This window comes from Pseudomonas pohangensis, assembly GCF_900105995.1.
Taxonomy (GTDB): domain Bacteria; phylum Pseudomonadota; class Gammaproteobacteria; order Pseudomonadales; family Pseudomonadaceae; genus Aquipseudomonas; species Aquipseudomonas pohangensis.
Map to the genome: position 1 here is coordinate 961,739 of NZ_LT629785.1, position 24,341 is coordinate 986,079.

Below are 24,341 nucleotides of genomic sequence, written 5' to 3' on the forward strand. Positions count from 1 at the left end.
TATGTCCTTGGTGGGCTGAAGCCCACTCTGGGCTCACCCGACACTATTGAGACTGAACGATCTTATGAGCATGTCCCTACGCGACCAGCTGCTGAAAGCTGGCCTGGTCAATGAAAAACAGGTCAAACAGGCCGGCAAGCAGCAAAAGAAGCAGGAGCGTCTGGAGAAGAAAGGCCAGGTCGAAGTGGATGACGCCCGCCAGCAGGCGGCCCTGCTGGTCCGCACGGAAAAGCTGGCGCGCGACCAGGAACTCAATCGCCAGCAGCAGGCCAAGGCCGAGCAGAAGGCCCGTGCCGCGCAGGTCAAGCAACTGATCGAAACCACTCGCCTGCCCAAGCTGACCACCGAAGACTATTACAACTTCGTTGACGAGAAGAAGGTCAAGCGCATCTCGGTGAATGCCCTGATGCGCAACAAGCTCAGTGGCGGTGCGCTGGCGATTGTTCGCCATGCCGGTGGCTATGAAGTGGTGTCGCGCGAGGTGGCGCTGAAGATCCAGGAGCGCGATGCACGGCGTGTGGTATTGCTCAATACGCCCACCGAAGCGCCGGATGCCGATGATCCCTACGCAGCCTATCAGGTGCCCGATGACCTGATGTGGTAATGCTCGCGCTCTGCACAGAAACGACAAAGCCGGCTGATCAGCCGGCTTTGTCGTTTACGGGGCTACTACTGACGCTTAGCGATGGCCGTAGGCGCCGTTGGGCTCCGGCTCGATGCAGAAGAACGCGGGTACCTTGTCTTCATGGGCATAGGCCGGCAGGTTGGAGTTGCTCATGCAGACATTGCCGTCCTCGCTGAACTCCAGATCACGGAACCAGATGACCTGTTGCGGCATCGGGTAGGGGATGAAGCGCTTGTCCTTGGGAATGTAGCGCAGCACGCGGTCCGAGTTGTTCGAGGCAATCCATACATCGCCTGATTTCGGATGCACATTCAGCGCGTAAGGCACTTCGTACTCGTCGCTGGCCAGCAGCGGCAACTTGGTGCTTTCGAATTTTTCGGTCTTCGGATCAAAACGCATCAGGTAGCCTTCATCAAACGAAGGTATCCACAGGATGCCGTCCGGGCCGAAACGCAGACGCCGCGGGCCTTTGTACGGAGTATCGTATTCAGTGACTTCCAGGGTGTCCTTGTTGACCATGCCGATACGGTTGCCCAGCACCTTGGAGTACCAGACATTGCCGGTGACCGGGTCAATATCGATGCCATAGGCCAGGGTGAATGCCGAGTCGCCGAAGTTCAGCCATTTGTGATGGCTCAGACCCAGATGGTAGTTCTTGCCCGGGAACAGCCCGGCAATCTTCAGCACCACGCCCATGAAGGTGTCGCTCATCCAGGTGGCAAAGCCCTGACTCGGGAGCTTGACGCGGGTGAACTCGCCGGTGGTGGTATTGAGTTTGTAGACTTCGCTGGAGTAGGCCGTGGTAAACCAGACATTGCCGTCCTTGTCAGCCCGGATGGTGTGCGGGTAGATACCGTTGCGCCAGAGGAAGCCGCGTGGAATCTGGTAGGTCTTGAACTCCTTGGTCTTCGGATCGAAGCTCATGATGCTGCTGTCCAGCGAGGCGGTCATGAACATGCGTCCGTCCGGAATCTGCGCGGCACTGTGCAGGCCGACCTTGCCGGTGAAGATGCCCAGCGGCAGTTGTACGCCATTGAAATCGCCACCCACACCCACGTCCGGGTCGGCAGGCACTTCGTATTCTTCCAGCTTGCCGGTCTTGCGATCCTGGATGTAAATCATGTCCTTGCCTTCATCGAAGCCGTAGAGCTTCTCGTCGAAGCCGACAATGGCATCGTGAATGAAGGACAGGCCATTACCGGCATGCCACTCGTAGACCTTGGCAATTGACAGTTCGGGGTTGTAGGGGTTGTCCTGCCTGGCTACTACCGGCTTGCCGGTAAAACCTTTCAGCTGGGTATCAACGATGCGTGCATGCTCACCGTAGGTGATGTAGGCACCATAGCCTTCCATGCGCCAGTCGGTATCACTCCAGGCCTGCTTGTCGCGCGGGCGACGGGTCAGCGAGTTGCCCTGCTGGTGACAGTAGGTGCATTCGCGGATGAAGACATCCTTGGTGTCGGTGTCGTAGAACGGCAAGGCGGCCGCATGTGCCGAAGCAGTCAGCTGGTCGGAGATGCCTTCCGGGGCCGTCAGGGGCTGCAGGGTAACGTCGGTTTGCAGATCGGTATCGGCGGCCAGATCCAGCGCGTTGTTCTGGTCCTTGTAGCTGGACATGCGGGTACGCAAGACAACCTTGCCGGTAAAACCGGTGGTCAGCGAGTACTGTCCCTGCTCGTTGGTATAGACCGTCTCTTTGGCGTTCTTCGCGGTATTCCACAGGGTGACCATGGCGCCGGCTACCGGTTGGCCATCTTGCGCGGTCACCGTACCAATCAGCAGGGCAGCATTGGCAGGGTTGGCAGCAATTGTGCATGCACCAAGCATGGCCAGAGTCAGAAGTTTATTTGCTGGCTTCATGCTCAATTGCCTCCCAGGGCGAGGGGTACATAACCAATCAGGTAGGAAACCACATGGCCAGTTGAAATGATTGCCACGGTGAGCAGAATGTTCATCAGGATCAGATCGATGACGGTTATTTTTATGACTTTCTTCAAGAAGCTCATGAACCTTCTCCATGCGGATGTTGTTTGGCAGACACTAAACACTAGGCCATTTCCACCCGTTGTGGTGCCCGCAACCAACTGGTGGCGAGATCCGTGCGCTGTGATGGGGCGCGGGGTATCGATACGCGCTCCGTTAGCGGTTACCGACATGCCGTATTTGCCAGAAACCAGCCAGGGCGATTCGGGGCGATTCGGGGCGATTTTAGAAAAACTGTATGCTATTCCAATTTTTCCGGGTTGTACAAATATTATCAATGGATACAATCTGCCGATGAGCATAACCACCAGCAAAACCCGCACCCAACGCAAGGCGGCTGCCACGCGCCAGACCATCATTGCCACGGCAAAACATCTGATTGTCGAGGGCGGCCTGAACTCCCTGACGCTGGAGGCGGTGGCTGAACGTGCCGATATCGCCGTGCAGACCATCTATAACCGTGTCGGCGGGCGTCCAGCCCTGCTCATAGCGGTGGCAGAACTGGCCCTCGAGGAGCACAACAAGTACATGCAGGCGGCGCTTGCAGTCGAGGCTCCAGCCCGCGAAAAGATCCGCTTGATCGCCAACTCCTATTCGCGCTTTGCCTTTGAACGACCGAACGAGTTTCACCTGCTGCTCGATCCCCAGGGCGAGCCTGAAGCCTTGCTGCGTATCAGTGAGTTGATCAAAGAGCAGAACGCAAAAATCGCTGTGATCATTCGCGCCGGAATTGCCGATGGCAACTTGCGCGCTGACCTCGATCCGGATGAGATGGCACTGGCCGCCTGGGCCATGATGAACGGCATACTGAGTCTGGCCTTTCGCGACGACCAGACCCACTACTACGCCAAGCAGGTACCGTCGCTGATTGAGACGGCGATCAGCATGCTGATCGATGGCCTGTTTATCGAGCAGAAAAACGGCTGACCCGAGCGGCTCCGTTCAGCGAGCCTGACGACGCAGTTCTGCGGCATGTGGCTATTGATAAAAAAAGACTTGATAAAAGTACTGTATATGCATACAGTTTGGTTGTGGCGCTGACAGCCCCTGCGACTCCTGCCGTAAAAGGAGACCAGGCCAGCAACCACAGCCTTTTATCCAGACGGAGCATTATCATGCTGCTGACCACCTCGATTCTCGAAAGCTCGTTGCTGCTGACCCCCATGTTGCTGATCATGCTTGGTCTGGCCAAAGTGGCCTACGGCCCGGGCGAGTAAAACCGCCGGTGATGTTCGGCTGGTGGCCGGCGGCCAAAGCGTCTGATCACCGCTCAAAAATACCCGCGGGCAAACAGTTCCGGCCAGGTGGCGAACCTGAGCCGTGATCCCCGGGCAATGCTCAATCCGCACTGCCTGCAAGCCCGCCTCCCAGCGTTTTATACAGAGTGATGCGGTTGCTTTGCTCGGTCAGTTGCAGGCTGATCAGATCCTGCCGCGCGGCGTACAACTGGCGTTGCGCGTCCAGTGCATCGAGATAACTGCTGGCCCCGTTGCGATATAGCGCCTCAGCCAGATCGTGGCTTCTGGCGGTGGCATCGGTCAGCGCCTGCTGGGCTTCAAGTCGTTGCTTCAGGGTACTGCGCACGGCCAGCGCATCGGCCACTTCCCGGAAGGCGGTTTGCAGGCTTTTCTCATAGCTGGCCAGCTGGATCGCCTGCTCGCTTTTTGCGGCATCCAGATTGGCCTGATTGCTGCCGGCATTGAAGATCGGCAGGCTGATATTTGGCGCAAAGCTCCAGGCCCCGCTACCGCTTTTGAACAGCCCGGAGAGGTCGCTGCTGCTGGTGCCGGCTGCTGCAGTGAGGGTGATGCTCGGGAAGAAGGCGGCGCGTGCTGCGCCGATATCGGCATTGGCGGCTTTCAGGTTGTGCTCGGCAGCCAGCACATCCGGGCGCTGTTGCAACAGGCTGGAGGGCAGGCCGGCAGGGATTTCCAGCAGTTCGGCAGTGTTCTGCTGCAGTGTCATCGGTAGCAGGTCGTCGGCGACAGTGGCACCGACCAGCAGGTCGAGGGCGTTGCGGTCCAGTTGGACCTGGCTCTGGTACGCCGCCACATCGACCCGCGCGGATTCCACGGTGGTCTGGGCCTGGGCCAGGCTCAGCCCCGAGGTGTTGCCCAGCCCATGGCTGCGCTGCTGCAGGTCATAGCTGGCTTGCTGGCTGGTCAGGGTGCTGTTGGCCAACTCGAGCAGGGCAGAGTCGGCCGCCAGCGTCAGCCAGGCATTGGCGACTTCGCTGATCAGGCTGATCTGCGTACTGCGCCGGGTTTCTTCCAGGCTCAGGTAGTCCTCAAGGGCCGCATCACTGAGGTTGCGCAGGCGGCCGAACAGATCCAGTTCGTAATTGCTGAAACCCAGAGCAACGCTGTTCTGGTGACTGGTCACAGCGGAGTCGCTGCCGTTCAGGTCGGCGGGTGTATTGCTGTGGCTACCACTGCCATCCAGGCTGATCGCCGGTAACAACTCGGCACGCTGAATGCGGTAGAGCGCACGCGCCTTTTCCACGTTGAGCAGGGCCACCCGCAGGTCGCGATTGTTCTGCAGGCTTTGCTCGATCACCTGACGCAGACGCTGGTCAATAATGAACTGGCGCCAGCCCAGGTCAATGCTGGCCTGCCCGAATTGGCTGGTGCTGGCGCCCGGCCACTGTTGCGGTAGCGGTGCCTTGGGCTGCTGGTAGTCCGGCGCCAGGTTGATGCAGCCGCTGAGTAGCAATGCGGCGCTGAGCAGGGTAAGTCGGCTGGGATGCATCATGCGTCTGCTCCGGAAGTAGGGGTTGCCGGGCGGTCAGCCAGGCTGCGGATCAGCACGAAAAACAACGGCACAAAGAAGATGCCCAGCACGGTGGCGCCGAGCATGCCGCCCAGCACCCCGGTGCCGATGGCCTGACGGCCTCCCGCACCGGCGCCGCTGCTCAGGGCCAGTGGCAGAACACCGAACATGAAGGCCAGGGAAGTCATCAGGATCGGACGCAGACGCACGCGGCAGGCTTGCAGGGTTGCCTTGACCAGCCCCATGCCCTGTTCCTGCAGGTGCTTGGCAAACTCGACGATAAGAATGGCGTTCTTCGCCGCCAGCCCCACGGTGGTCAGCAAACCGACCTGGAAGTAGACGTCATTGGCCATCCCTGCCAGACCGCTGCCGAGTACCGCACCGAGTATGCCGAGTGGCACGGCCATGATCACCGCGAAAGGCACTGACCAGCTTTCGTAAAGTGCTGCCAGGCAGAGGAACACGAACAGGATCGACAGGGCATACAGCAGGGGTGCCTGGGAGCCGGACACGCGCTCCTGATAGGACAGGCCGGACCACGCGTAGCCAATGCCTTCGGGTAGCTGGGCGATCAGGCGCTCCACTTCAGCCATGGCCTCGCCGGAACTGACACCGGCCGCCGGCTCGCCGACCAGACCCACTGAAGGATTGCCGTTGTAGCGCTCGAGCAGCGGTGAGCCATAACGCCAGGAACTGCTGGCAAAGGCGCTGAACGGCACCATCTGTGAGTCGCTGTTGCGCACATACCAGTTGTCGATCTGCTCTGGCTGCATGCGACTGCTGGCCTCGCCCTGCACGTAAACCTTCTTGATCTTGCCGTTGTAGATGAAGTCGTTGATGTAACTACCGCCCATGGCGGTACCCAGGGTGGTGTTGATGTCGGCGGTGCTGAGTTTGTAGGCGCCGGTTTTACGGTCATCGATGCTGACATTCAGCTCCGGAGTGTCGTCCAGGCCGTTGTTGCGTACGCCAATCAGCTTGTCGCTTTTGGCTGCCAGGGCGAGAAACTGGTCACGGGCGGCTATCAGTGCCGTGTGACCCAAGCCGCCGACGTCGAGAAGTTGCAGGTCAAAGCCGGAACTCTGTCCCAGGCCGCGGATTGCCGGTGGCTGCATGACAAAGATCCGCGCATCGCGCAGGCTCGACAGCTGCATGGTGGCGCGGCGGGCGATGGCTGCGGACGATTCGTCGGCACCCTCGCGCAGGCTCCAGTCCTTGAGCTTGATAAACGAGCGGCCAGCGTTCTGTGCGTTGCCGCTGACACCGGTACCGGTAATGCTGATCAGCATCTCGACTTCCGGTTGCGCACGCATGTAGTCGATGTACTGATCGGCTGCGGCCAGCGTGCGCTGGTCGGTGGCGCCAACCGGCAACTGGTACATGGCCATCAGAATGCCCTGATCCTCATCCGGCAGGAAAGAGCCGGGCAGGCGCATGAAGCCTGCGACCATCACGCCGAGGATCGCCGCGTAGAGCAACAGCATGCGTGGCTGGCGCTGCAGGATGCGGCCAACAGCGCTTTGATAACGCGTGGTGTTGCGCTCGAAGGTGCGGTTGAACCAGGCAAAGAAGCCGCGCTGCGGTGCGCTGCCGTGACCCGGTTTGAGCAGGGTGGCACACAGTGCGGGCGACAGGCTCATGGCCACCAGTACCGAGAGCACCATGGCGCTGACGATGGTCAAGGAGAACTGGCGGTAGATCATCCCGGTGGAACCACCGAAGAACGCCATGGGGATAAACACCGCCGACAGCACCAGGGCAATGCCTACCAGTGCGCCGCTGATCTCGCGCATCGACTTGCGCGTGGCCTCCAGTGGTGACAGCTGTTCTTCGGCCATCACCCGTTCCACGTTCTCCACCACCACGATGGCATCGTCGACCAGCAAGCCGATGGCCAGAACCATGGCAAACATGGTCAGGGTGTTGATCGAGTAGCCGAACAGGGCCAGCACGCCGAAAGTACCGAGCAGTACCACCGGCACCGTGATGGCCGGAATCAGGGTGGCGCGCCAGTTCTGCAGGAACAGGTACATGATCACCACCACCAGCACGATGGCTTCGAACAGGGCTTTGACCACCTCTTCGATGGACAGGCTGACAAAGGGCGTGGTGTCGTAAGGGTAGGTGGTCGACAGTTGCATCTCGGACGGGAAGTTGGCTTCCAGCTCGGCAATTTTGGCTTTGACCGCCTTGCCGGTGTCCAGGGCATTGGCGTTAGTGCCAAGGGTGATACCCATGGCGGCAGAGGTCCTGCCGTTGTTGGTGGCGACCACATCGTAGCTTTCGCTGCCGAGTTCAACCGTGGCGACATCGGACAGCAGCACCAGCGAGCCATCACTGGCCGATTTGAGCACGATGTTCTGGAACTGCTCCACCGTTTGCAGCTTGCTGCGCGCACTGATGGTGGCATTCAGTTGCTGGCCGGCCACGGCGGGCAATGCACCGAGTTGCCCGGCGGAGACTTCGGTGTTCTGCGCCTGCAGGGCGGCACTGATGTCGCCGGGCTGCAGGGCATATTGTTGCAGTTTCGCCGGGTCCATCCAGATGCGCATGGCATAGGGTGAGCCGAGCAAGCGCACCTCACCGACTCCGTTGACCCGGCTGACCTGGTCGATCAGGTAGCTGTCGATAAAGTCGCCGATGTCGGTATTGCTGATCGTGGGATCAGCGGATACCAGCGAGGCAATCAGCAGGAAATCCGAGCCACCCTTGGTTACCGTGATGCCCTGGCTTTGCACCGCCGCGGGCAAGCGGGATTCGGCCTGTTGCAGCTTGTTCTGCACCTGCATCTGCGCCACGTCCGGATCGGTGCCAGAGATGAAGGACAGACTGAGCTTGGCACTGCCGGCGGAGCTGCTGGTGGCGGACATGTAGATCAGGCCATCGAGGCCGGTCATTTGCTGTTCGATCACCTGGGTGACCGAGTTGTCGATGGTCTCCGCCGAAGCACCGGTATAGGTCGCGGAAATGTTGATGGTCGGCGGTGCAATGTCCGGGTACTGCTCCAGCGGCAACTGGCTGATCGACAGCCCGCCGGCCAGCATGATGAGGATGGCGATTACCCAGGCAAAGATCGGCCGGTCGATAAAGAAAGCTGCCATTACCGGCTCCTTACTGATTCGTCACGGTGGCTGTAGAGGCAAATTGCGCCGGATCGAGGCTGACTGTGCTTACCGTCTCGCCCACCCGGACTTTTTGCCCGCCCTCGACAATCAGCTGGTCGCCGCGGCTCAGGCCCGCGCTGATCCACCATTGATTGCCCACGCTACGGGCAATGCTGACTTCGCGTTGTTCCACCTTGCCGTCGACTACCAGCAGCACATAGGTGTTGCCATTGTTGCTGCGGTTCACGGCCTGCTGGGGCACCAGCAGGGCCTTTTCATCCACGGCCTCTTCGAGCACCGCCCGCACATACATGCCCGGCAGCAGCAGGCCGTCCGGGTTGGGTACCACGGCTCGCAAGGACACACTGCCGGTTCCTTCAGATACGCTGGCGCCACTGAATTGCAAACTGCCCGGATGGGCATACTCGCTGCCATCTTCCAGCAGCAGGGTGATGCGTGCTGCGTTATCGCCGGATTTGCTCAGCTGGCCTGCGGCCAGTTGGCGTTTCAGGCGCAACAGTTCGGCGCTGGACTGGGTGACGTCGACATACAGCGGGTCGAGTTGCTGCACCGTGGTCAGAGCACTGTCCTGATTGGCGGTGACCAGTGCGCCGGGTGTCACAGTGGAAGTCTCCACGCGACCGCTGATCGGTGACTTGATGGCGGTGTAAGTGAGGTCGATTTTGGCGCTTTCCTGCTCGGCTTGAGCGGCCTGATAGCTCGCCTGGGCGTTTTGCAGGGCGCTCTGGACATCTTCGTTGTCCTGTTGGCTGATGGCGTCGATCTGGATCAGGCTGGCGTAGCGTTTGGCCTTGAGCTGCGCTGCGCTCAGGGTGGCGCGGGCCTGTGCCGTGCTGGCGCGGGCCTGATCGTAGGCGGCCTGATAGGGTGCCGGATCAATCTTGTAGAGCACTTCGCCGGCCTTGACCTGGGCACCTTCGGTAAACAGGCGCTGCTGCAAAATGCCGCTGACCTGCGGGCGAATCTCTGCGCTCATCCAGGCCTTGGTACGCCCGGGTAGTTCGCTGGTGAGGCGTTGCGTCTGCTCTTGCAGGGTAACAATGCCGACCTCGGCCTGCGGTTTTTCCGGTGGGGTAAAATTCGGCTTGCAGCCGGCCAGCGTCAGGCTGGCGGTCAATGCCATGGCGAGCGTGAGCCGGTTATTGTGTTTGCGGGTTTGCATCAGTCTCTCCAGCCGGCCGGTAGGCCAGACAGTCGTTTTTCATGCTGCTGATGCTGCCGGGCAAATGTGCAGAGAGTTTGAAGATTGCCGCGCTGCAGTTGAAAGCGGCGCAGGCAAGGGCGTTAATACAGCTATCCACCACTGTTAGCGGCCTGCCATGAAACTCAGCCTGTCACGCAAACTGTTCCTCGCCGTGCTCGGTACCTCCCTGCTGGTTGTTCTGAGCATGGGGCTGGCCGATAGCTGGAGCTTCGCCCGCGGCTTTGTCGGTTACATCAATGGCTTGACCGAGGAACGCATGCGCATCGTGATGCCGGCGTTGCGTCAGTACTATCGGGACCATGGCAGCTGGGAGGCGTTGCGCGGCAATCGCAAGCCATGGTTGCAGCTGATCCGCCCGCAGTCGGCAATGGATAACGCCGCACTGGGCGCCAGCGTGCCGATATCGGATCTGACCGGTGCGCTATTTCGCATTGTCCTGCTGAATGCCGATAACCAGCCGGTAATCGGCTTCGTCAACCTGCCGGAAGATTACCTGAGCTTGCCGATCGAGGTGGATGGGCAGCCGGTGGGCTATCTGGCCATGGCACCGTTCCAGAGTGTCACCGAGGCCGGTGGCGCGTTGCTGCTGCGCCGGCAATTGCTGGCCAGTCTGGTAGTGGGGGTGCTGGCTTTGTTGCTGGCGGCCTTGATTGCCGGCTGGGCCGCCAGGCGTTTGCTGACCCCGGTGCGCCAGGTGGCGGCGGCCACCCACCGTCTGGCGGCTGGCGACTATAGCGAACGGGTGCAGGTGCAGACGGACGACGAAGTTGGCCAGCTTGCCCGCGACTTCAACCATCTGGCACTGACCCTGGAGCGCAACGAGAAAATGCGCCGCTCGTTCATGGCCGATATTTCCCACGAGCTGCGTACACCGCTGTCGGTACTGCGCGGTGAGCTGGAGGCGCTGGAAGATGGTGTGCGTACGCTGGATGGCAACTCGTTGCGTTCGTTGCAGCAGGAAGTCGATCAGCTGACCAAGCTGGTTGCCGATCTCTACGAATTGTCGCTGGCGGACGTCGGCGCATTGACCTACCGCAAGCAATCGCTGGATCTGGTGGAGCTGCTGCAACAAGCCCTTGCCGGTGCGGCAGAGCGTTGTCAGGCACATGGGCTGACACTGGAGTTGCGCCTGCCGTTGCAGGCCATGCCGGTGCTGGGCGACCCCGGCCGCCTGCGCCAGTTATTCAGCAACCTGCTGGAAAACAGCCTGCGCTATACGCAGAGCGGTGGTCTGGTGCGCATCGAGCTGCGCGAAGAGGCGGGACGCATCTGTCTGGACTGGCAGGACTCGGCGCCGGGGGTGCAGGACGTTGATCTGTCGCAGCTGTTCGAACGCTTCTTCCGTGGCGATGCCTCGCGCTGCCGCGCCAAAGGTGGTTCGGGCCTCGGACTGGCAATCTGCCGCAGTATTGCCCAGGCCCATGACGGCAGCCTGGATGCCCGCGCCTCGCCGCTCGGCGGTCTGGGCCTGTACCTGCGCCTGCCACGGGAAGACGCCCATGCTCAGTAATGAACATCTGGCGCCCGCCGACATCCTGGTGGTGGAGGATGAACCCAAGCTGGCCGCGCTGCTGTGCGACTACCTGCGGGCCGCCGGCCACCGGGTAATCTGGCTGGACAATGGGCTGGCCGTGGTGCCGGCGGTGCGCAGTGCAGCGCCCGACCTGATCCTGCTCGATATCATGCTGCCCGGCCGTGATGGCCTGGATATCTGTCGTGAGCTGCGCACCTTCAGCGAGGTGCCGATCATGCTGATCACCGCGCGGGTGGAGGAGGTGGATCGCCTGCTCGGGCTCGATCTGGGTGCCGACGACTACATCTGCAAACCGTTCAGCCCGCGTGAAGTGATGGCCCGCGTGCGCGCCATTCTGCGCCGGCTGCCACCGCGTACGACAGCCGGTTTGCAGCTGGATGCCAGTGCTTACCGGGCCAGTTATGACGGCGTGGAACTGGACCTGACACCGGTGGAATTCCGTCTGCTGCATTGCCTGGCGGCGACACCGGGGCGGGTGTATTCCCGCGATAAACTGATGGATCACCTGTATCACGATCACCGCGTGGTCACCGACCGCACCGTGGACAGTCACGTCAAGAACCTGCGGCGCAAACTGGAGCAGGTAGCACCGGAGCAGGAGCTGATCCATTCCATCTACGGGGTCGGTTACAAGCTGGAGCTTTAGCTGCGCAGACGGCCGGGCATGTGCCAGCGCAGGCGGCACAAGGGCTTGCCGGTGCCAAAAGCACAAAGCCCCGCCGGCAGTTAAGCGGCAGGGCTTTGTTGATCTGGAGCGGGCGAAGGGAATCGAACCCTCGTCATGAGCTTGGGAAGCTCAGGTAATGCCATTATACGACGCCCGCAAGGGCGGCCTTTTTACCAGATGCCGGGGCAAAGTTAAAGCCGCTAGCGTTGCCTGTCGGGAAGATGCGCTCAACCGGCAAGCGCTGCGATGCGCTGAATTGTCCCGCAACGGTAGCCAGTTCCGCTGGCCGGGCTGAGGAAACTCAGCAGTTCGTGACGCATCTGTTTCCAGGCTTGCCGGTGTTCCATGTCGAGAAAGTGTCCGGCATCCGCCAGGGTGCGGAACTGGCTGTTTTGCACCAGGTCGGCAAAGCCCAGCGCATCGGCGGGCGAGGTATGAATATCCCGTTGGCCGTTGATGAACAGCAGCGGAATCTCGATGTTGCGGCATGGCCTGGTGTAGCAAAGGTTGTCGGCCTGCAGTACGCGCTGGATGTTGAACAGCATCTGCGCGTACTCATGTTCATCCAGGCTGCTGATGTGGCGATGGTTGTAACGCTTGAACAGGGTGGGCAGGTGCTGGCCGAGGTTGTCATTGACCAGGCTGGCGATCTTGTCCCGCTCGTTGTTGGCGAACAGCTGCAAGCCCTGTTGCAGGTAGTCGCGCATCGCCGCATTGATCCTTGGCGTGAACGAGGCGATCACGGCTTTCTCGATCAGTGGCGGGCGTTGTGCCAGCGCCAGCAGGCAGGGCAGCCCACCCCAGGAGAAGGACATCAGCAGGCTGGCCTGGAAGTGCTCGATGAGGCTAAGCAGAATCGCTGCTTCCTCTTCACTTTTCAGCGGCTGCGAGTGGTTGTTGTGCGCCTTCGAACCGCCGGCATAAGGCTGGTCGTAAAGCACCACGTTGAATTGTCCCAGCAGGTACTTGAGGGTCTGGGCGAAGGCCGCAGTGGTCGACAGCGAGCCGTTGACCAGCAGGATGGTCTGGCTGGCGGCCGGGTTGTAATAGAACTCGGTGTGGATCTTGTACTGGCGGTTAATCTCGAGAATGGCGGTATGGGCGCGCATGACCTGAATCCCCCGATGAGTGGATGGTGTTTAGTCAGCTCTTGCGCAAATCGTGCCACAGTGAAGGAAATCGTCATTTTTCTGACTGGCGGGTCGCAATTGGCCCGGATGCTGCCTGCTTCCTGACGCCAGGCGGATTCCTTGTGCTTGCCGCTGGCGGAGTCCGGCTACTGGCTTTGGTGCAGTGTGGCGAGTTCCTGCACCGTCAACGGGCGCCAGTGGCCACACGGCAGGTCGTCCAGGGTCAGGTTGCCGATGCGTTCACGGTGCAGGCTCATGACCTTGTTATGGAAGTGGGCGAACATGCGCTTGATCTGATGGTGGCGCCCTTCGTACAGCGTCAGGCGTGCCGAGTGGCTGTCGAGCAGCTCCAGCCCGGCGGGGAGGGTGGCCCGGGTCTCGTTGGCCAGCAGCATGCCGTGGCTGAACAGCTCGACGTATTCCCCGGTAATGGGTTCCGCCGTGGTCACAAGGTAGGTCTTGGCCAGATGGCTGGCAGGCAGGGTCAGCTGGCGAGACCAGTGGCCGTCGTTGGTAAGCAGCAGCAAACCACTGGTATTGAGATCAAGCCGGCCGGCCAGATGCAGTTCGTCCTTATCGGCAACATCGAGTAAATCGAGGACAGTCGGGTGCTGCGGGTGGCGGGTGGCACTGACGTAGCCGCGCGGCTTGTGCAGCAGGTAAAAGCGCGCAGCCTTGCCGGCCTGCAGCACTTCGCCGTCGAGCTGGATGCAATGGAATTCGCGGATCTGCAGGCAGCCGTCACGAACTACCTGATGGTCAACCTGCAGGCGTCCGCTGGCCAGCAACAGCCGGGCAGCCTGGCGGTTGAAGCGCGGCAAATTGCTGATGAATCGATCAAGGCGCATCAGCTTCTTTCGCTGGCACGGCCTGCGCGCAGGCCGGACACAGGCAGGCATTGCGGTTTTGCGCAGCTGCCGGCTGGGCCAGGGTGTGGGCGTCGATGTTTGCGCTGTAGCACCAGCAGGGCCGGGTGGCTGTCGCGGGGATAGCCAGTGCACAGAGGTTGCTCTGGCCGCAGACGGGACAGCTTGCTGGATTGCGGGTTTGCGGGTCAGGCATGGTTGGTGGATTCCGGGATGCTGCGGGTGAAGTACGGGTGCAATGTGCAGTTGAGGGTGCACGCTACCTTCTGGCCTGCGAATTTGCCAGTGCCTGCGTATAGGGCTACCTTGGCGGCAAGTGAAGTGCCCCCTCGGTGACTCTCAGCTCGCCTGTGCCAGCTGTCCCTTGCTGATCTGTCCATTTCTGTGACGACCGCCTTTTCAGCAAATCGAGTTGCCCATGCCTGGCTACCGCATCAAATATTCCACCCTCAGCATCGGTGCTGAAGATTTTCATCTGTGCTCGCTGCGCGACAAGCAGCAATTCGCCGATGCCGAAGGCCTTGCCGAGCAGGCGGGAATTTCCTCGGCCACCTGGCCCCTGTTTGGCCAGTTATGGCTGTCCGGCGAAGTGCTGGCCTGTACCATGCAGGACTATCCGGTTGCCGGTTTGCGCATTCTTGAACTGGGTTGCGGGCTGGGGCTGTCCAGCCTGGTGCTGCAGCGCCTCGAAGCGGATATCACCGCCAGTGACTACCACCCGCTGGCCGGCGAATTCCTCGCTCGCAATACTCTACTGAACCAGTTGCCGCCGATTCCCTACAAGCGTTGTGACTGGGCTGTGGATTACCCGGAGCTGGGCCTGTTCGACCTGATCATCGGTAGCGACCTGCTGTATGAGCGCGATCACCCGGCATTGCTGGCCGGCTTCATCGATCGCCATACCGCGAAGACGGCCCGGGTGCTGATTGTCGATCCACGGCGCGGTCATACGGCCAGCTTCAGTCGGGAAATGGCAGTTTTCGGTTATCAGCAGAATGCCGATCTGGGCAACGCCCATGACAGTGCCGATGTGGCCTTCCGGGGGCGCATCCTTAACCTCAGTCGCAAGGCTGCCTGACTCCGGCTGCGCTAAACCCCGTGGCATCTGTCAGGCCTCGAGCCAGCGCTGGCGCAGGCTGTTGCTGCTCACGTCCACCAGCAATACCAGTAGCAGCATGGCGATGATCACGGTTGCCGCCTGGGCTTCCTGGAACAGGCTGAGACTGACATAGAGCATCTGCCCCAGCCCGCCGGCGCCGACAAAGCCGAGCACGCTGGCCATGCGGATATTGTTCTCCCAACGGTACAGGCTGTACGCCAGCAGCTGCGGCAGAATGCCCGGCAGGGTGCCGTAGCAGAAGGCGCTGAACGCCGAACTGCCGGACAGGCGCAGCGCTTCGGTTGGCTCCGGTGGGCAGTTTTCCAGGGCTTCGGCAAACAGCCGGCCGAGTACGCCGGTGGTGTGCAGGGCCAGGGCCAGGGTGCCGGCGTTCGGCCCCAGCCCGGCGGCCAGTACCATCAGCGCGGCCCACACCAGTTCCGGCACTGCACGCAGGGCATTGAGTAGCAAGCGCGAAACAGCTTGGGCCAGCTTGCCCAGCCGACCCGCCGCCGGTAAGGCCAGCAGCAGGCCGAGGATCACCGCGAGCAGGGTGCCAAGGGCGGACATGGCCAGGGTTTCCAGCGCGCCCTGGCCGATGCGCTGCAAATAATCAGTACTGAAATCGGGCTGCAGGAAGTTGCCGGCATAGCGGCCCATTTGCGCCAGGCTCTGGCTGCTGAACAGGCTGGCCAGATCCAGTTGCAGATAGGCAAAGGAGCTGACCACGGCCAGCAACAAGCCGAGCAGCAGGCTGTAATTGATCAGTCGCTTCATTGCAGCCGGCTCCGCAGCAGGCGGCTGAGACTGTCGGCCAGCAACACCAACAAGAGGAAGGTCAGCAGCAGACTGGCCACTTCCGCGCCGGCGAACATGCGCAGGGAAAAGTCGATCTGCTGGCCGAGGCCGCCGGCACCGACAAAGCCCATCACTACCGAGGCGCGAATGGCGCATTCCCAACGGTATACGGTGTAGGACAGCAGTTCGCCGGCGGCGCTGGGCAGGGTGCCGTAGACAAACGCGGCCAGCCGCCCGCTGCCGGCCAGCAGCAGGGCGCGTGCCGGGCGCGGGTCGACCGATTCGAAGATTTCCGCATAGACCTTGCCGAGCATGCCGCTGTAGGTGATGGCGATGGCCAGCACCCCGGCCGTGGGGCCCAGGCCGACGGCGCGCACGAACAGCAACGCCCAGACAATCTCCGGAATGCTGCGCAGTACGATCAGCAGGCCGCGTACCGGCCAGCGCAGGAGTTGCGTCCACCACACGGGGCGTCCGCCACGCGGCAGTGCCGACAACGACAGGGCGCGGCTGGCGAACAAAGACGCCGGAATGGCCAGCAGCAACGCCAGAAACAAACCGGCGGTGGCCATGGCCAGGGTTTGCAGGGTGGCTTCGCCGAGTAGCTGAAGAAACTCGCGGTCATGGGCCGGGGGCCAGAAGCCCTGCAGAAACTTGCCCATGCTGGCGGCATTATCTGCCTGCCAGAGCACCGCCGGATTCAGCTCGCTGAGCTGCAGGCCGGGCCACAACAGCAGCACCGCCAATACCGCCAGCAACAGGCGGGGGAGTGCGGCCGGGTCGCGTTGTGCGGGGTTCAGCATCGCGGAATATGCACGACGACGGGGGGCGGTTGCGGCGAGGCGGGTACATTGCGCTGCAGTTGCTCGTTGGCGTACAGCGCCTCCAGATCCGCCGGGCTTACCGCATCGCTGGCCTTGTCGAACAGGATGCGCCCGTCGCGCAGGCCGATGATGCGCGGGAAGTGCTGCAGCGCCAGCTCCACCGCATGCAGGCTGGCAATCAGGCTGATGCCGCGGGCGCCAGCCTCATCACACAGGGTATGCAGGGTATGTCCGGCCAGTACCGGATCCATGGCCGAGACCGGTTCGTCGGCCAGCAGTAGCTGTGGGCTTTGATAGAGCACGCGGGCGATGCCGACCCGCTGCAACTGGCCACCGGAGAGCTGATCGCAATGGGCATGCAGCTTGTCGGCCAGATCCATGCGCGCCAGCGCAGCGGCGGCTGCGGCACGCTCCAGCGGATAGAGCAGGTTGAGCAGGGCCTTGCCCAGTGACCATTGGCCCAGACGCCCGGCCAATACGGCGGTGACCACCCGTTGCCGGGGCGGCAGCGGTGGTGACTGATGAATCAGGCCGATAGCACTGCGCAGCTTCTGCCGCTGTCCGGCCGACAGCGCCCAGGGCTGCTGATCCAGCAGCTTCAGGCTGCCACTGCTGGGTTGCAGGGCAGTGGCCAGCACGCGCAGCAGGCTGGTTTTGCCGGCACCCGAGGGGCCGATAATCGCCAGCCGTTCGCCGCGCGTCACTCGCAGGTTGATATCGCGCAGCGCAATGTGGCCATTGGCGTGGGTCAGGCCCACGCCATCCAGCTGCAGTGTCACTTGAGCAGACCGGCAGCCTTGGCAGCAGCTTCGATGCCTTTGTAGTTGTCGGCATTGGTCGGGATGAAGCGGGTCGCGGCTTGCAGATCGAGAATCGCCTTGTCTGCCGGCTTGGCCGGGTCAAGGGCGAGGAAGGCGGCGGTGATTTTCTCGATCAACACCGGATCAAGGTTGCCGCGTACGGTCCAGTTGTAGTCGTAGTAGGTCGGGGTGGTGGCGAACACGTGCACCTTGCTGGTATCGACCTTGCCGCTGGCGACCAGTTTGTCCCAGACGCTGGCATTCAGCACGCCGCCATCCACTTTGCCTGCTTCAACCCAGGCTGCGGTGGCGTCATGGGCGCCGGAGTAGGCCACGCGGCTGAAGAACTGCTCCGGCACGATTTCTTCCTGCAGCATGAAGTAGCGCGGCATCAGGCTGCCGGAGGTGGACGACACCGAGCCGAAGGCAAAGGTCTTGCCCTTGAGGTCGGCCAGGGATTTCACCGCAGGATCACTGCTGATGAACTTGCTGGTGAACACCGCATCCTGCTCGCGCTGTACCAGCGGGATGGCATTGCCGGTCTTCAGGCGCGCCTGGACGAAGGTGAAGCCACCGAGCCAGGCCAGATCAACCCGATCGGCAGCCAGCGCTTCGACCACGGCCGGGTAGTCGGCCACCGGGGTGAACTCGACTTTCATGCCCAGTTGCTGCTCAAGGTACTCACCCAGGGGTTTGAACTTGCGTTGCAGTTCGGTAGGGGCTTCGTCAGGAATAGCGGTCACGCGCAGCACATCGGCGGCGTGGGCAACGGCGGTGGTGAGGGACAGGGCAAATGCGGCGGCAAGCGCCAGAGCGCGATTAAGCATGGAGTTCTCCGGTTCAATAGCGGAAAAAACGAAAGAGAAGCGCCTTTACGGCTATTCGAGCGACGTAAAAAGGCTTCATCGGCGTGGGTAAAGAGCCCGCCGATTATACGGGGACAGGCGTGAAAGGCCAGCCGAAGCTGTCGCCGGCTGAACCGGGCGCAGAACTGGCGCTGCGCGGAAAAACGGCTAAAACTGTACAAAGATTGATCAATCACAGAGGTGGCGAAGGCGCAGGAGGTTCCCATGGCGCAGGGGAAATTTTCTTCACAGGCGGCTGATCAACTGCATCAGCACAGTACCGGGCGGCGGGCGCGCGACATTGTCGAAGCCCTGTTGCAACACGCCGCCATTCAGATTGACGGCAGGCAGCCGTGGGATATGCAGGTGCATGACGAGCGCCTGTATGACCGGGTGCTGTCAGACGGCACCCTCGGCCTCGGCGAAGCCTGGATGGACGGCTGGTGGGATTGCGCACAGCTCGACGAGTTCACCTGCCGGGTGTTGCGTGCGCACCTTGATCGGCATCTGCGCATTGGCTGGTATGCCCTCTGGCGCAGGTTCTGCGGTCTGCTGGGCAATCTGCAGTCGCGCTCGCGGGCCTTCATCGTTGGCCAGCAGCATTATGATCTGGGCAATCAGCTGTACCAGTGCATGCTCGACCAGCGCATGACCTACACCTGTGGCTACTGGGCGCAGGCCAGCGATCTCGATCAGGCACAAACCCACAAGCTGGATCTGAGTTGCCGCAAACTCGGCCTGCAAGCCGGTCAGCGCATCCTCGATATCGGTTGTGGCTGGGGCAGCTTCGGCGAATTTGCCGCCCGCCATTACGGCGTGGAAGTGGTCGGCATCACCATCTCCCGCGAGCAGGCCGAGCTGGCCCGGCAACGCTGTCAGGGCCTGCCGGTGGAAATCCGGCTGCAGGATTACCGTGACCTGGATGAACGCTTCGATCACATCGTGTCACTGGGCATGTTCGAACACGTCGGCTGGAAAAACTACGCCACCTACATGCAGGTGGTGCAGCGTTGTCTGGCCGATGGAGGGCTGTTTCTGCTGCACAGCATCGGCGGTAACCGCAGCTTGCGGCATACCGACCCATGGATCGACCGCTATATCTTTCCCAATGGCGGGTTGCCTTCGATTGCCCAGATCGGCAGGGCCTGCGAGCCCGGGCTGGTGATGGAGGACTGGCATAACTTCGGCGCCGATTACGACCGTACGCTGATGGCCTGGCATGCCAACTTCGAGCGCCACTGGCCGCAGCTGGAGGGGCAGTACGATTCGCGTTTCCGCCGTATGTGGCGCTACTACCTGCTGAGCTGTGCCGGCGCCTTCCGCGCCCGTGATATCCAGTTGTGGCAGGTGGTGCTGAGCAAGGGCGGGGTGCCTGGCGGCTATCGTTCGCTGCGCTGATCTCCGGGTAAGCCGGTAGGGTGGGCTTCAGCCCACCGTTGATGAATTTCAATTTGGTGGGCTGAAGCCCACCCTTGTATCTCGACAATCACTCAGTTACTGGGTGATTGTATCCGACAGATCATCGGAAGCAGGGTCAGAAAGACGAGCCCACCCTCAGGCCTTGAGTCTGTGACGTAGATAGTTCTTCGACCCTGCGCACTCACTCGTGAAGTTCGAACGGTATCTTGAGCCAGCTTTGCGCGAGAGCTCGCATTGACAAGGTTGAACAGAGTGTCGTGATGATCAAACGGATCAACTTGAGGAGATCGACCATGTCCAGCGTAGTTGGTATCGACATTGCCAAAGGCAGCTTTGATATTGCCACCCTTCAGATCAACGACAAGTACCGCACCAAAGCCCGTCTGCCGAATAATCCCAAGGGGTTTGATGCCCTGCAGGCATGGCTGGGCAAACATGCCACGGCCGATGCCTGGCTGGTGATGGAGGCAACCGGTATTTATCACCTGGCGTTGGCTGAACACATGTACAACCTGGGCTATCAGGTTGCAGTGATCAACCCTGCGTGCATTTCCAGCTATGCCAAGAGCCAGTTGCAGCGGGTCAAAACCGACAAGGTCGATGCCAAATTGATCGCACTTTATGGCCAGCGCCATAAAGATGAGCTTGTCGCCTGGCAGCCCGAACCCCTTGCGCAGCGCCGCCTGCGTGCCTTGGTACGGCGTCTGGAAGACCTCAAGGGGCTTGAGCAGATGGAGCAAAATCGATTGGATGTCTCTGATGCCAGCGTGCAAGGCTCTATCCGCTCGGTCATCCAGCATTTGGAGCAAGAGATTACGGCGACCCTGAAAGCCATCAAAGAACATATTGATGATGATCCTGACTTGCGTGGCCAGCGTGAACTGCTGGTCAGCATTGACGGGATCAGCGATAAAACTGCAGCGTTGATAATGGCCGAGCTGGCGAATCCGTTACGCTTCAAGAGCTCCCGCGCCGTTGTCGCATTCGCCGGGCTGAACCCTCGACTGCAAGAGTCCGGCAAGCACAAAGGGCATGTGCGTATATCGCGCACGGGGTCCGCAAGTCTACGTGCAGGTTTGTACATGCCGGCACTCGTGGCCATGACGCACAATCCGGCAGTAAAAGCCCTGAGTGAGCGGCTAAAAGCCAAAGGCAAGCCGGGTAAACAGATCGTCTGCGCAGCGATGCGTAAACTTCTACACATTGCTTACGGCGTATTGAAGTCAGGCAAGCCTTTTGATGCTCAACTGGCTATTGCGCACTGACCGGCAAGACGGTATCTACGGTAAAGGCTGCCACAGGCACCCCCGACGCTCGGGCAAGGCTGTTAGAATCGCCGGCCTGACATGAGCAACCGGACAGATTTTATGAGCGAGCCAATCCGCCTGACCCAGTACAGCCATGGTGCCGGTTGCGGCTGCAAGATTTCGCCCAAGGTGCTGGAGGTGATTCTCGCCGGCAGCGGCGCGCAGAATCTCGATCCAAAACTGTGGGTCGGCAATGCCTCGCGCGATGACGCGGCGGTGTATGCCATCGATGAAGAGCGCGGGGTAGTTTCTACCACCGACTTCTTCATGCCGATTGTCGATGACCCGTATGACTTTGGCCGTATCGCCGCCACCAACGCCATCAGTGACATCTACGCCATGGGCGGTGACCCGCTGATGGCCATCGCCATACTCGGCTGGCCGGTGAATGTGCTGGCGCCGGAAGTGGCGCGCGAGGTGATTCGTGGTGGGCGTGCGGTCTGTGACGAGGCCGGTATTCCCCTGGCTGGTGGCCATTCGATCGATGCGCCGGAGCCGATCTTCGGTCTGGCGGTCACCGGGCTGGTGGACAAGCGCCACATGAAGCGCAATGACACGGCCGAACTGGGCTGCAAGCTGTATCTGAGCAAGCCGCTGGGTATCGGCATTCTCACCACGGCGGAGAAGAAGTCCAAACTGCGGGCAACCGACGTGGGTCTGGCGCGGGACTGGATGTGCACCCTGAACAAACCCGGCAGCCGCTTCGGCAAGCTGGCCGGGGTCAAGGCGATGACCGATGTCACCGGCTTTGGTCTGCTCGGTCATCTGCTGGAAATGGCCGAGGGCAGCGGGCTTACTGCACGCCTGACCTACAGCGCCGTGCCGCGTTTGCCCGGCGTGGATTACTACCTGGCCGAGGGCTGCGTACCCGGCGGCACCCTGCGCAACTTTGAAAGCTACGGCGAGAAGGTCGCGCCGCTGAGCGAGGAGCAGAAACACCTGCTCTGTGATCCGCAGACCAGCGGCGGGCTGCTGGTGGCGGTGGCGGCAGAGGGTGAGGCGGAGTTTCTCGCGTTGGCGGCTGAGCTGGGTCTGCAGCTGGCGCCGATTGGCGAACTGGTGGCGCGCCAGCCGTTTGCCGTCGAGGTTTGCTGATGCGCGACAACAGCAGCGATTACCGGGCGATATTCCTCAGCGGCGCGCCGATGATGGATGCCCGCGCGCCGGTGGAGTTCGACAAGGGTGCCTTCCCCGGTACCGTCAATCTGCCGCTGATGAATGATCTGGAGCGGCAGAAGGTCGGTACCTGTTACAAGCAGAAAGGCCAGCAGGCGGCCATCGAACTGGGTCATCAACTGGTCAGCGGCGAGCTGAAGGCGGCACGCATTGCCGCCTGGGCAGCCTTTGCCCGGGCCAATCCCGAGGGTTATCTGTATTGCTTCCGCGGCGGCCTGCGCTCGCAACTGGTGCAGCAGTGGCTCAAGGAAGCCGGCATCGACTACCCGCGGGTGCTCGGTGGTTACAAGGCCATGCGCAGCTTCCTGCTGGAGACCATCGAACAGGCCGTGGCGCAGTGTGATTTTGTGGTGGTCGGTGGTCTGACCGGCACCGGCAAGACCGATGTGCTCTATGCGCTGGATAACCGCCTGGATCTGGAAGGCCACGCCAATCACCGCGGCTCGAGTTTCGGCAAACGTGCCACCGCGCAGCCCGGCCAGATCGATTTCGAAAACAGCCTGGCCATCGACATCCTGCGCAAGCGCGCTGCGGGCATCGAAAGCTTCGTGCTGGAAGATGAAAGCCGGCTGGTCGGGCGCTGTTCGCTGCCGCTGCCGTTGCATCAGGGCATGCAGGAGTATCCGCTGGTTTGGCTGGAAGACAGTCTGGACGGGCGAGTGCAGCGCATCCTGCGCGATTACGTGATCGATCTGTGTGCGGAATTTGTTGACCTGCATGGAGTAGAAACGGGGTTTGCACTGTTCAGCGCGCGCCTGCTGGAAAGTCTGGCGAATATTCGCAAGCGCCTGGGCGGGGAGCGCTACCAGCGTTTTCAGCAGATGATGCAGGCAGCGCTGGATGAGCAGCAGAGCAGTGGCGATACCGCTTGGCATCGCAGCTGGATTGTCGGTTTGCTCACCGAGTACTACGACCCGATGTACGCCTTCCAGCGCGAGAGCAAGGGGCAGCGCATCGAGTTTTCCGGTACCCGGGACGAAGTGGTGGCCTATCTGCGCGAGCGCAAGCGCCCCTGAGTAGCGGGGCGGTTATTCGAGGCCTTTCTGTGGGTCATCGTTGATCAGCATCAGGCTGCGCGCCATCGACAGGCCGATGAACAGCACACCGGTTACCGCCTCGAAAGACACCAGCATCCGCGCAAGCGGGTGCATGGGGTAGATGTCGCCGTAGCCCACAGTAGTCAGGGTGATCATGCTGAAGTAGGTAAAGTCGTCATGCTCCAAAGGCAGGACGCCCGCTGTTGCAGCGAATGCATTGGGATACAGCGTCTCGATGGCTTGATAGAAAATGGCGAACAGCAGGGCGATTTGCAGGTAGATGGCCACCAGGCCATAGAGCAGTTCACCGGTTACCGGGCGTTCGCGGGTAAGCCGGTGGATCAGCGAGGAGAACAGCACGATATACAGGGCGGCCATGCTTAAATTGCTGACCTGCAATCGGATCAGGTCGAACTGCACCAGCGTCATCATCAGGGTATTGATCACCCCCAGCGCAATGACCACTTTGTACATCGGCTTATGGCTGGGCAGGGCGTTGATGCCGGCCAGGGTGAGCAGCAAGGCACAGCAGAAAACGGCAAAGTGGTCAGCCCGATGCCACATCATCGTCACCATCAACGCCACCGTAGCAGCCAGCAGCAGGCGGAAACGCGCACGGTTAAAGAAGGTTTTGAACAAGGTGCTCTCCAGCAGAATGCGGGTTTGGCAGCCCGGTGACGTGGTGGTTTCCGGGCCGCTGAATAATTGTTGCAGTCAGATCAGGCTGTTGTCGTCATCACCGATCAGCCGGTTAAGACCGCCAAGCCCTTCACGCGCCTGTGAGCGGTGGACCAGCTTGTGCTGGGCGGCAGCGGGCAGGTCGGTAATGCGCAGTACGCCCTTGGTCGTCAGCAGGTGAATCAGATCCTCGAGTACGCGGATCATCTCCGGGTCGGTCTGCCGCAGCTGCAGCAGGCTGCTTTCAACGGACTGGTTGGCGAACCAGGATTGAATCTCCTGATCCTCGGCATCGAGCTGACCGCTGCTTTCTGCGAAAGGGGCCGCTTCTACCCGGATCAGACGGCCTTCGGCATCTCGCTGAACATGAAACATACAACACCTCCGAGGCTGTCAGCCGGATGGCGACCTGTGCCCAACATGCCGTTTGCCGGACATTTTGTAAACCGCCGGCA

The 24,341-nt window shown here is 61.2% G+C and carries 23 protein-coding genes and 1 tRNA gene; 9 read left to right on the plus strand and 15 right to left on the minus strand.

The window, feature by feature from the left end; all coding sequences use genetic code 11:
* Nucleotides 1-64: 64 nt before the first annotated feature.
* Nucleotides 65-604, plus strand: coding sequence for a DUF2058 domain-containing protein (locus tag BLT89_RS04540; protein ID WP_090193308.1), 540 nt, complete (start codon nucleotides 65-67; stop codon nucleotides 602-604).
* A gap of 75 nt (nucleotides 605-679) precedes the next feature.
* On the opposite strand, the gene BLT89_RS04545 is transcribed toward BLT89_RS04540, so the two are convergent.
* Both BLT89_RS04545 and BLT89_RS17570 read right to left on the minus strand, forming a co-directional pair.
* Nucleotides 680-2,485, minus strand: coding sequence for a carboxypeptidase regulatory-like domain-containing protein (locus BLT89_RS04545; RefSeq protein ID WP_157718790.1), 1,806 nt, complete (start codon nucleotides 2,483-2,485; stop codon nucleotides 680-682).
* Nucleotides 2,486-2,487: 2 nt separating this feature from the next.
* A complete protein-coding gene (locus BLT89_RS17570) occupies nucleotides 2,488-2,916 on the minus strand; it encodes a hypothetical protein (protein ID WP_157718791.1) in 429 nt (142 codons plus the stop codon).
* On the opposite strand from BLT89_RS17570, the gene BLT89_RS04550 reads away from it, so the two are divergent.
* On the plus strand, nucleotides 2,903-3,535 hold the full coding sequence (locus BLT89_RS04550) for a TetR/AcrR family transcriptional regulator (protein WP_090193310.1): 633 nt from the start codon (nucleotides 2,903-2,905) through the stop codon (nucleotides 3,533-3,535). The genes BLT89_RS17570 and BLT89_RS04550 overlap by 14 nt on opposite strands.
* A 411-nt stretch (nucleotides 3,536-3,946) precedes the next feature.
* Here BLT89_RS04550 and BLT89_RS04555 read toward each other — a convergent pair whose 3' ends face one another.
* Genes BLT89_RS04555 through BLT89_RS04565 form a run of 3 tightly spaced genes read right to left on the minus strand, consistent with a single transcriptional unit; the run spans nucleotide 3,947 to nucleotide 9,664 of the window.
* Entirely contained in the window at nucleotides 3,947-5,356 is a 1,410-nt protein-coding gene (locus BLT89_RS04555; protein WP_090198704.1) for an efflux transporter outer membrane subunit, read from the minus strand.
* Nucleotides 5,356-8,478, minus strand: a complete 3,123-nt coding sequence (locus BLT89_RS04560; RefSeq protein ID WP_090193311.1) for an efflux RND transporter permease subunit — start codon at nucleotides 8,476-8,478, stop codon at nucleotides 5,356-5,358. Before BLT89_RS04560 ends, BLT89_RS04555 begins: the two co-directional genes overlap by 1 nt.
* Nucleotides 8,479-8,488: 10 nt before the next feature.
* Nucleotides 8,489-9,664, minus strand: coding sequence for an efflux RND transporter periplasmic adaptor subunit (locus tag BLT89_RS04565; RefSeq protein WP_090193312.1), 1,176 nt, complete (start codon nucleotides 9,662-9,664; stop codon nucleotides 8,489-8,491).
* 157 nt (nucleotides 9,665-9,821) lie between these two features.
* Here BLT89_RS04565 and BLT89_RS04570 point away from each other — a divergent pair, with 157 nt between their 5' ends.
* Both BLT89_RS04570 and BLT89_RS04575 read left to right on the plus strand, forming a co-directional pair.
* Nucleotides 9,822-11,216 (plus strand): ATP-binding protein, encoded by a 1,395-nt coding sequence (locus tag BLT89_RS04570; protein ID WP_090193313.1) that lies wholly within the window; start codon nucleotides 9,822-9,824, stop codon nucleotides 11,214-11,216.
* A complete protein-coding gene (locus BLT89_RS04575; RefSeq protein ID WP_090193314.1) occupies nucleotides 11,206-11,886 on the plus strand; it encodes a response regulator in 681 nt (226 codons plus the stop codon). Before BLT89_RS04570 ends, BLT89_RS04575 begins: the two co-directional genes overlap by 11 nt.
* Nucleotides 11,887-11,990: 104 nt before the next feature.
* Here the strand turns inward: BLT89_RS04575 and BLT89_RS04580 are convergent.
* The 4 genes from BLT89_RS04580 to BLT89_RS04595 all read right to left on the minus strand — a co-directional run bounded on the left by BLT89_RS04580 (nucleotide 11,991) and on the right by BLT89_RS04595 (nucleotide 14,099).
* Nucleotides 11,991-12,064, minus strand: a tRNA-Gly gene (locus BLT89_RS04580).
* Nucleotides 12,065-12,134: 70 nt separating this feature from the next.
* A complete protein-coding gene (locus BLT89_RS04585) occupies nucleotides 12,135-13,016 on the minus strand; it encodes an alpha/beta fold hydrolase (protein WP_090193315.1) in 882 nt (293 codons plus the stop codon).
* Between the two features lie 167 nt (nucleotides 13,017-13,183).
* On the minus strand, nucleotides 13,184-13,885 hold the full coding sequence (locus tag BLT89_RS04590; protein ID WP_090193316.1) for a pseudouridine synthase: 702 nt from the start codon (nucleotides 13,883-13,885) through the stop codon (nucleotides 13,184-13,186).
* Complete coding sequence (locus tag BLT89_RS04595; protein WP_090193317.1) at nucleotides 13,875-14,099, minus strand: cysteine-rich CWC family protein; 225 nt, start codon at nucleotides 14,097-14,099, stop codon at nucleotides 13,875-13,877. The genes BLT89_RS04590 and BLT89_RS04595 overlap by 11 nt, the downstream gene beginning before the upstream one ends.
* Before the next feature lie 222 nt (nucleotides 14,100-14,321).
* On the opposite strand from BLT89_RS04595, the gene BLT89_RS04600 reads away from it, so the two are divergent.
* A complete protein-coding gene (locus tag BLT89_RS04600) occupies nucleotides 14,322-14,981 on the plus strand; it encodes a class I SAM-dependent methyltransferase (RefSeq protein WP_090193318.1) in 660 nt (219 codons plus the stop codon).
* 30 nt (nucleotides 14,982-15,011) lie between these two features.
* Here BLT89_RS04600 and phnE read toward each other — a convergent pair whose 3' ends face one another.
* From phnE to BLT89_RS04620, 4 genes are read right to left on the minus strand one after another with little or no spacing between them, the layout of a single operon-like run.
* A complete protein-coding gene (phnE, locus tag BLT89_RS04605) occupies nucleotides 15,012-15,779 on the minus strand; it encodes a phosphonate ABC transporter, permease protein PhnE (protein ID WP_090193319.1) in 768 nt (255 codons plus the stop codon).
* A complete protein-coding gene (locus BLT89_RS04610; protein ID WP_090193320.1) occupies nucleotides 15,776-16,603 on the minus strand; it encodes a PhnE/PtxC family ABC transporter permease in 828 nt (275 codons plus the stop codon). The genes phnE and BLT89_RS04610 overlap by 4 nt, the downstream gene beginning before the upstream one ends.
* A complete protein-coding gene (locus tag BLT89_RS04615) occupies nucleotides 16,597-17,403 on the minus strand; it encodes a phosphonate ABC transporter ATP-binding protein (RefSeq protein ID WP_090193321.1) in 807 nt (268 codons plus the stop codon). The genes BLT89_RS04610 and BLT89_RS04615 overlap by 7 nt, the downstream gene beginning before the upstream one ends.
* Nucleotides 17,400-18,251 carry a putative selenate ABC transporter substrate-binding protein gene (locus tag BLT89_RS04620; RefSeq protein ID WP_090193322.1) on the minus strand — a complete coding sequence of 284 codons (852 nt, stop codon included), beginning with the start codon at nucleotides 18,249-18,251 and terminating at the stop codon, nucleotides 17,400-17,402. Before BLT89_RS04620 ends, BLT89_RS04615 begins: the two co-directional genes overlap by 4 nt.
* 243 nt (nucleotides 18,252-18,494) lie before the next feature.
* On the opposite strand from BLT89_RS04620, the gene cfa reads away from it, so the two are divergent.
* The 4 genes from cfa to mnmH all read left to right on the plus strand — a co-directional run bounded on the left by cfa (nucleotide 18,495) and on the right by mnmH (nucleotide 23,187).
* Nucleotides 18,495-19,667: a cyclopropane fatty acyl phospholipid synthase gene (cfa, locus tag BLT89_RS04625; protein ID WP_090193323.1), complete on the plus strand. Its 1,173-nt coding sequence runs from the start codon at nucleotides 18,495-18,497 to the stop codon at nucleotides 19,665-19,667.
* Nucleotides 19,668-19,981: 314 nt separating this feature from the next.
* The gene (locus tag BLT89_RS04630; protein ID WP_090193324.1) at nucleotides 19,982-20,953 is read left to right on the plus strand and encodes an IS110 family RNA-guided transposase; all 972 of its coding nucleotides are present in this window, start codon (nucleotides 19,982-19,984) and stop codon (nucleotides 20,951-20,953) included.
* Nucleotides 20,954-21,055: 102 nt separating this feature from the next.
* On the plus strand, nucleotides 21,056-22,090 hold the full coding sequence (gene selD, locus BLT89_RS04635; protein WP_090193325.1) for a selenide, water dikinase SelD: 1,035 nt from the start codon (nucleotides 21,056-21,058) through the stop codon (nucleotides 22,088-22,090).
* Nucleotides 22,090-23,187, plus strand: coding sequence for a tRNA 2-selenouridine(34) synthase MnmH (mnmH, locus tag BLT89_RS04640; RefSeq protein ID WP_090193326.1), 1,098 nt, complete (start codon nucleotides 22,090-22,092; stop codon nucleotides 23,185-23,187). Before selD ends, mnmH begins: the two co-directional genes overlap by 1 nt.
* A gap of 12 nt (nucleotides 23,188-23,199) precedes the next feature.
* Here mnmH and BLT89_RS17800 read toward each other — a convergent pair whose 3' ends face one another.
* Both BLT89_RS17800 and BLT89_RS04650 read right to left on the minus strand, forming a co-directional pair.
* Complete coding sequence (locus tag BLT89_RS17800) at nucleotides 23,200-23,847, minus strand: potassium channel family protein (RefSeq protein WP_172829116.1); 648 nt, start codon at nucleotides 23,845-23,847, stop codon at nucleotides 23,200-23,202.
* Between the two features lie 75 nt (nucleotides 23,848-23,922).
* Entirely contained in the window at nucleotides 23,923-24,261 is a 339-nt protein-coding gene (locus tag BLT89_RS04650; RefSeq protein WP_090193327.1) for a tryptophan synthase subunit beta, read from the minus strand.
* Nucleotides 24,262-24,341: the final 80 nt, after the last annotated feature.

What these genes read in the sequence shown, in the direction of transcription:
- BLT89_RS04540 (WP_090193308.1), top strand. Translation starts at nt 65, where the DNA reads ATGAGCATGTCCCTACGCGACCAGCTGCTGAAAGCTGGCCTGGTCAAT.
- BLT89_RS04545 (WP_157718790.1), bottom strand. Translation starts at nt 2,485, where the DNA reads ATGAAGCCAGCAAATAAACTTCTGACTCTGGCCATGCTTGGTGCATGC.
- BLT89_RS04550 (WP_090193310.1), top strand. Translation starts at nt 2,903, where the DNA reads ATGAGCATAACCACCAGCAAAACCCGCACCCAACGCAAGGCGGCTGCC.
- BLT89_RS04555 (WP_090198704.1), bottom strand. Translation starts at nt 5,356, where the DNA reads ATGCATCCCAGCCGACTTACCCTGCTCAGCGCCGCATTGCTACTCAGC.
- BLT89_RS04560 (WP_090193311.1), bottom strand. Translation starts at nt 8,478, where the DNA reads ATGGCAGCTTTCTTTATCGACCGGCCGATCTTTGCCTGGGTAATCGCC.
- BLT89_RS04565 (WP_090193312.1), bottom strand. Translation starts at nt 9,664, where the DNA reads ATGCAAACCCGCAAACACAATAACCGGCTCACGCTCGCCATGGCATTG.
- BLT89_RS04570 (WP_090193313.1), top strand. Translation starts at nt 9,822, where the DNA reads ATGAAACTCAGCCTGTCACGCAAACTGTTCCTCGCCGTGCTCGGTACC.
- BLT89_RS04575 (WP_090193314.1), top strand. Translation starts at nt 11,206, where the DNA reads ATGCTCAGTAATGAACATCTGGCGCCCGCCGACATCCTGGTGGTGGAG.
- BLT89_RS04585 (WP_090193315.1), bottom strand. Translation starts at nt 13,016, where the DNA reads ATGCGCGCCCATACCGCCATTCTCGAGATTAACCGCCAGTACAAGATC.
- BLT89_RS04590 (WP_090193316.1), bottom strand. Translation starts at nt 13,885, where the DNA reads ATGCGCCTTGATCGATTCATCAGCAATTTGCCGCGCTTCAACCGCCAG.
- BLT89_RS04595 (WP_090193317.1), bottom strand. Translation starts at nt 14,099, where the DNA reads ATGCCTGACCCGCAAACCCGCAATCCAGCAAGCTGTCCCGTCTGCGGC.
- BLT89_RS04600 (WP_090193318.1), top strand. Translation starts at nt 14,322, where the DNA reads ATGCCTGGCTACCGCATCAAATATTCCACCCTCAGCATCGGTGCTGAA.
- phnE (WP_090193319.1), bottom strand. Translation starts at nt 15,779, where the DNA reads ATGAAGCGACTGATCAATTACAGCCTGCTGCTCGGCTTGTTGCTGGCC.
- BLT89_RS04610 (WP_090193320.1), bottom strand. Translation starts at nt 16,603, where the DNA reads ATGCTGAACCCCGCACAACGCGACCCGGCCGCACTCCCCCGCCTGTTG.
- BLT89_RS04620 (WP_090193322.1), bottom strand. Translation starts at nt 18,251, where the DNA reads ATGCTTAATCGCGCTCTGGCGCTTGCCGCCGCATTTGCCCTGTCCCTC.
- cfa (WP_090193323.1), top strand. Translation starts at nt 18,495, where the DNA reads ATGGCGCAGGGGAAATTTTCTTCACAGGCGGCTGATCAACTGCATCAG.
- BLT89_RS04630 (WP_090193324.1), top strand. Translation starts at nt 19,982, where the DNA reads ATGTCCAGCGTAGTTGGTATCGACATTGCCAAAGGCAGCTTTGATATT.
- selD (WP_090193325.1), top strand. Translation starts at nt 21,056, where the DNA reads ATGAGCGAGCCAATCCGCCTGACCCAGTACAGCCATGGTGCCGGTTGC.
- mnmH (WP_090193326.1), top strand. Translation starts at nt 22,090, where the DNA reads ATGCGCGACAACAGCAGCGATTACCGGGCGATATTCCTCAGCGGCGCG.
- BLT89_RS04650 (WP_090193327.1), bottom strand. Translation starts at nt 24,261, where the DNA reads ATGTTTCATGTTCAGCGAGATGCCGAAGGCCGTCTGATCCGGGTAGAA.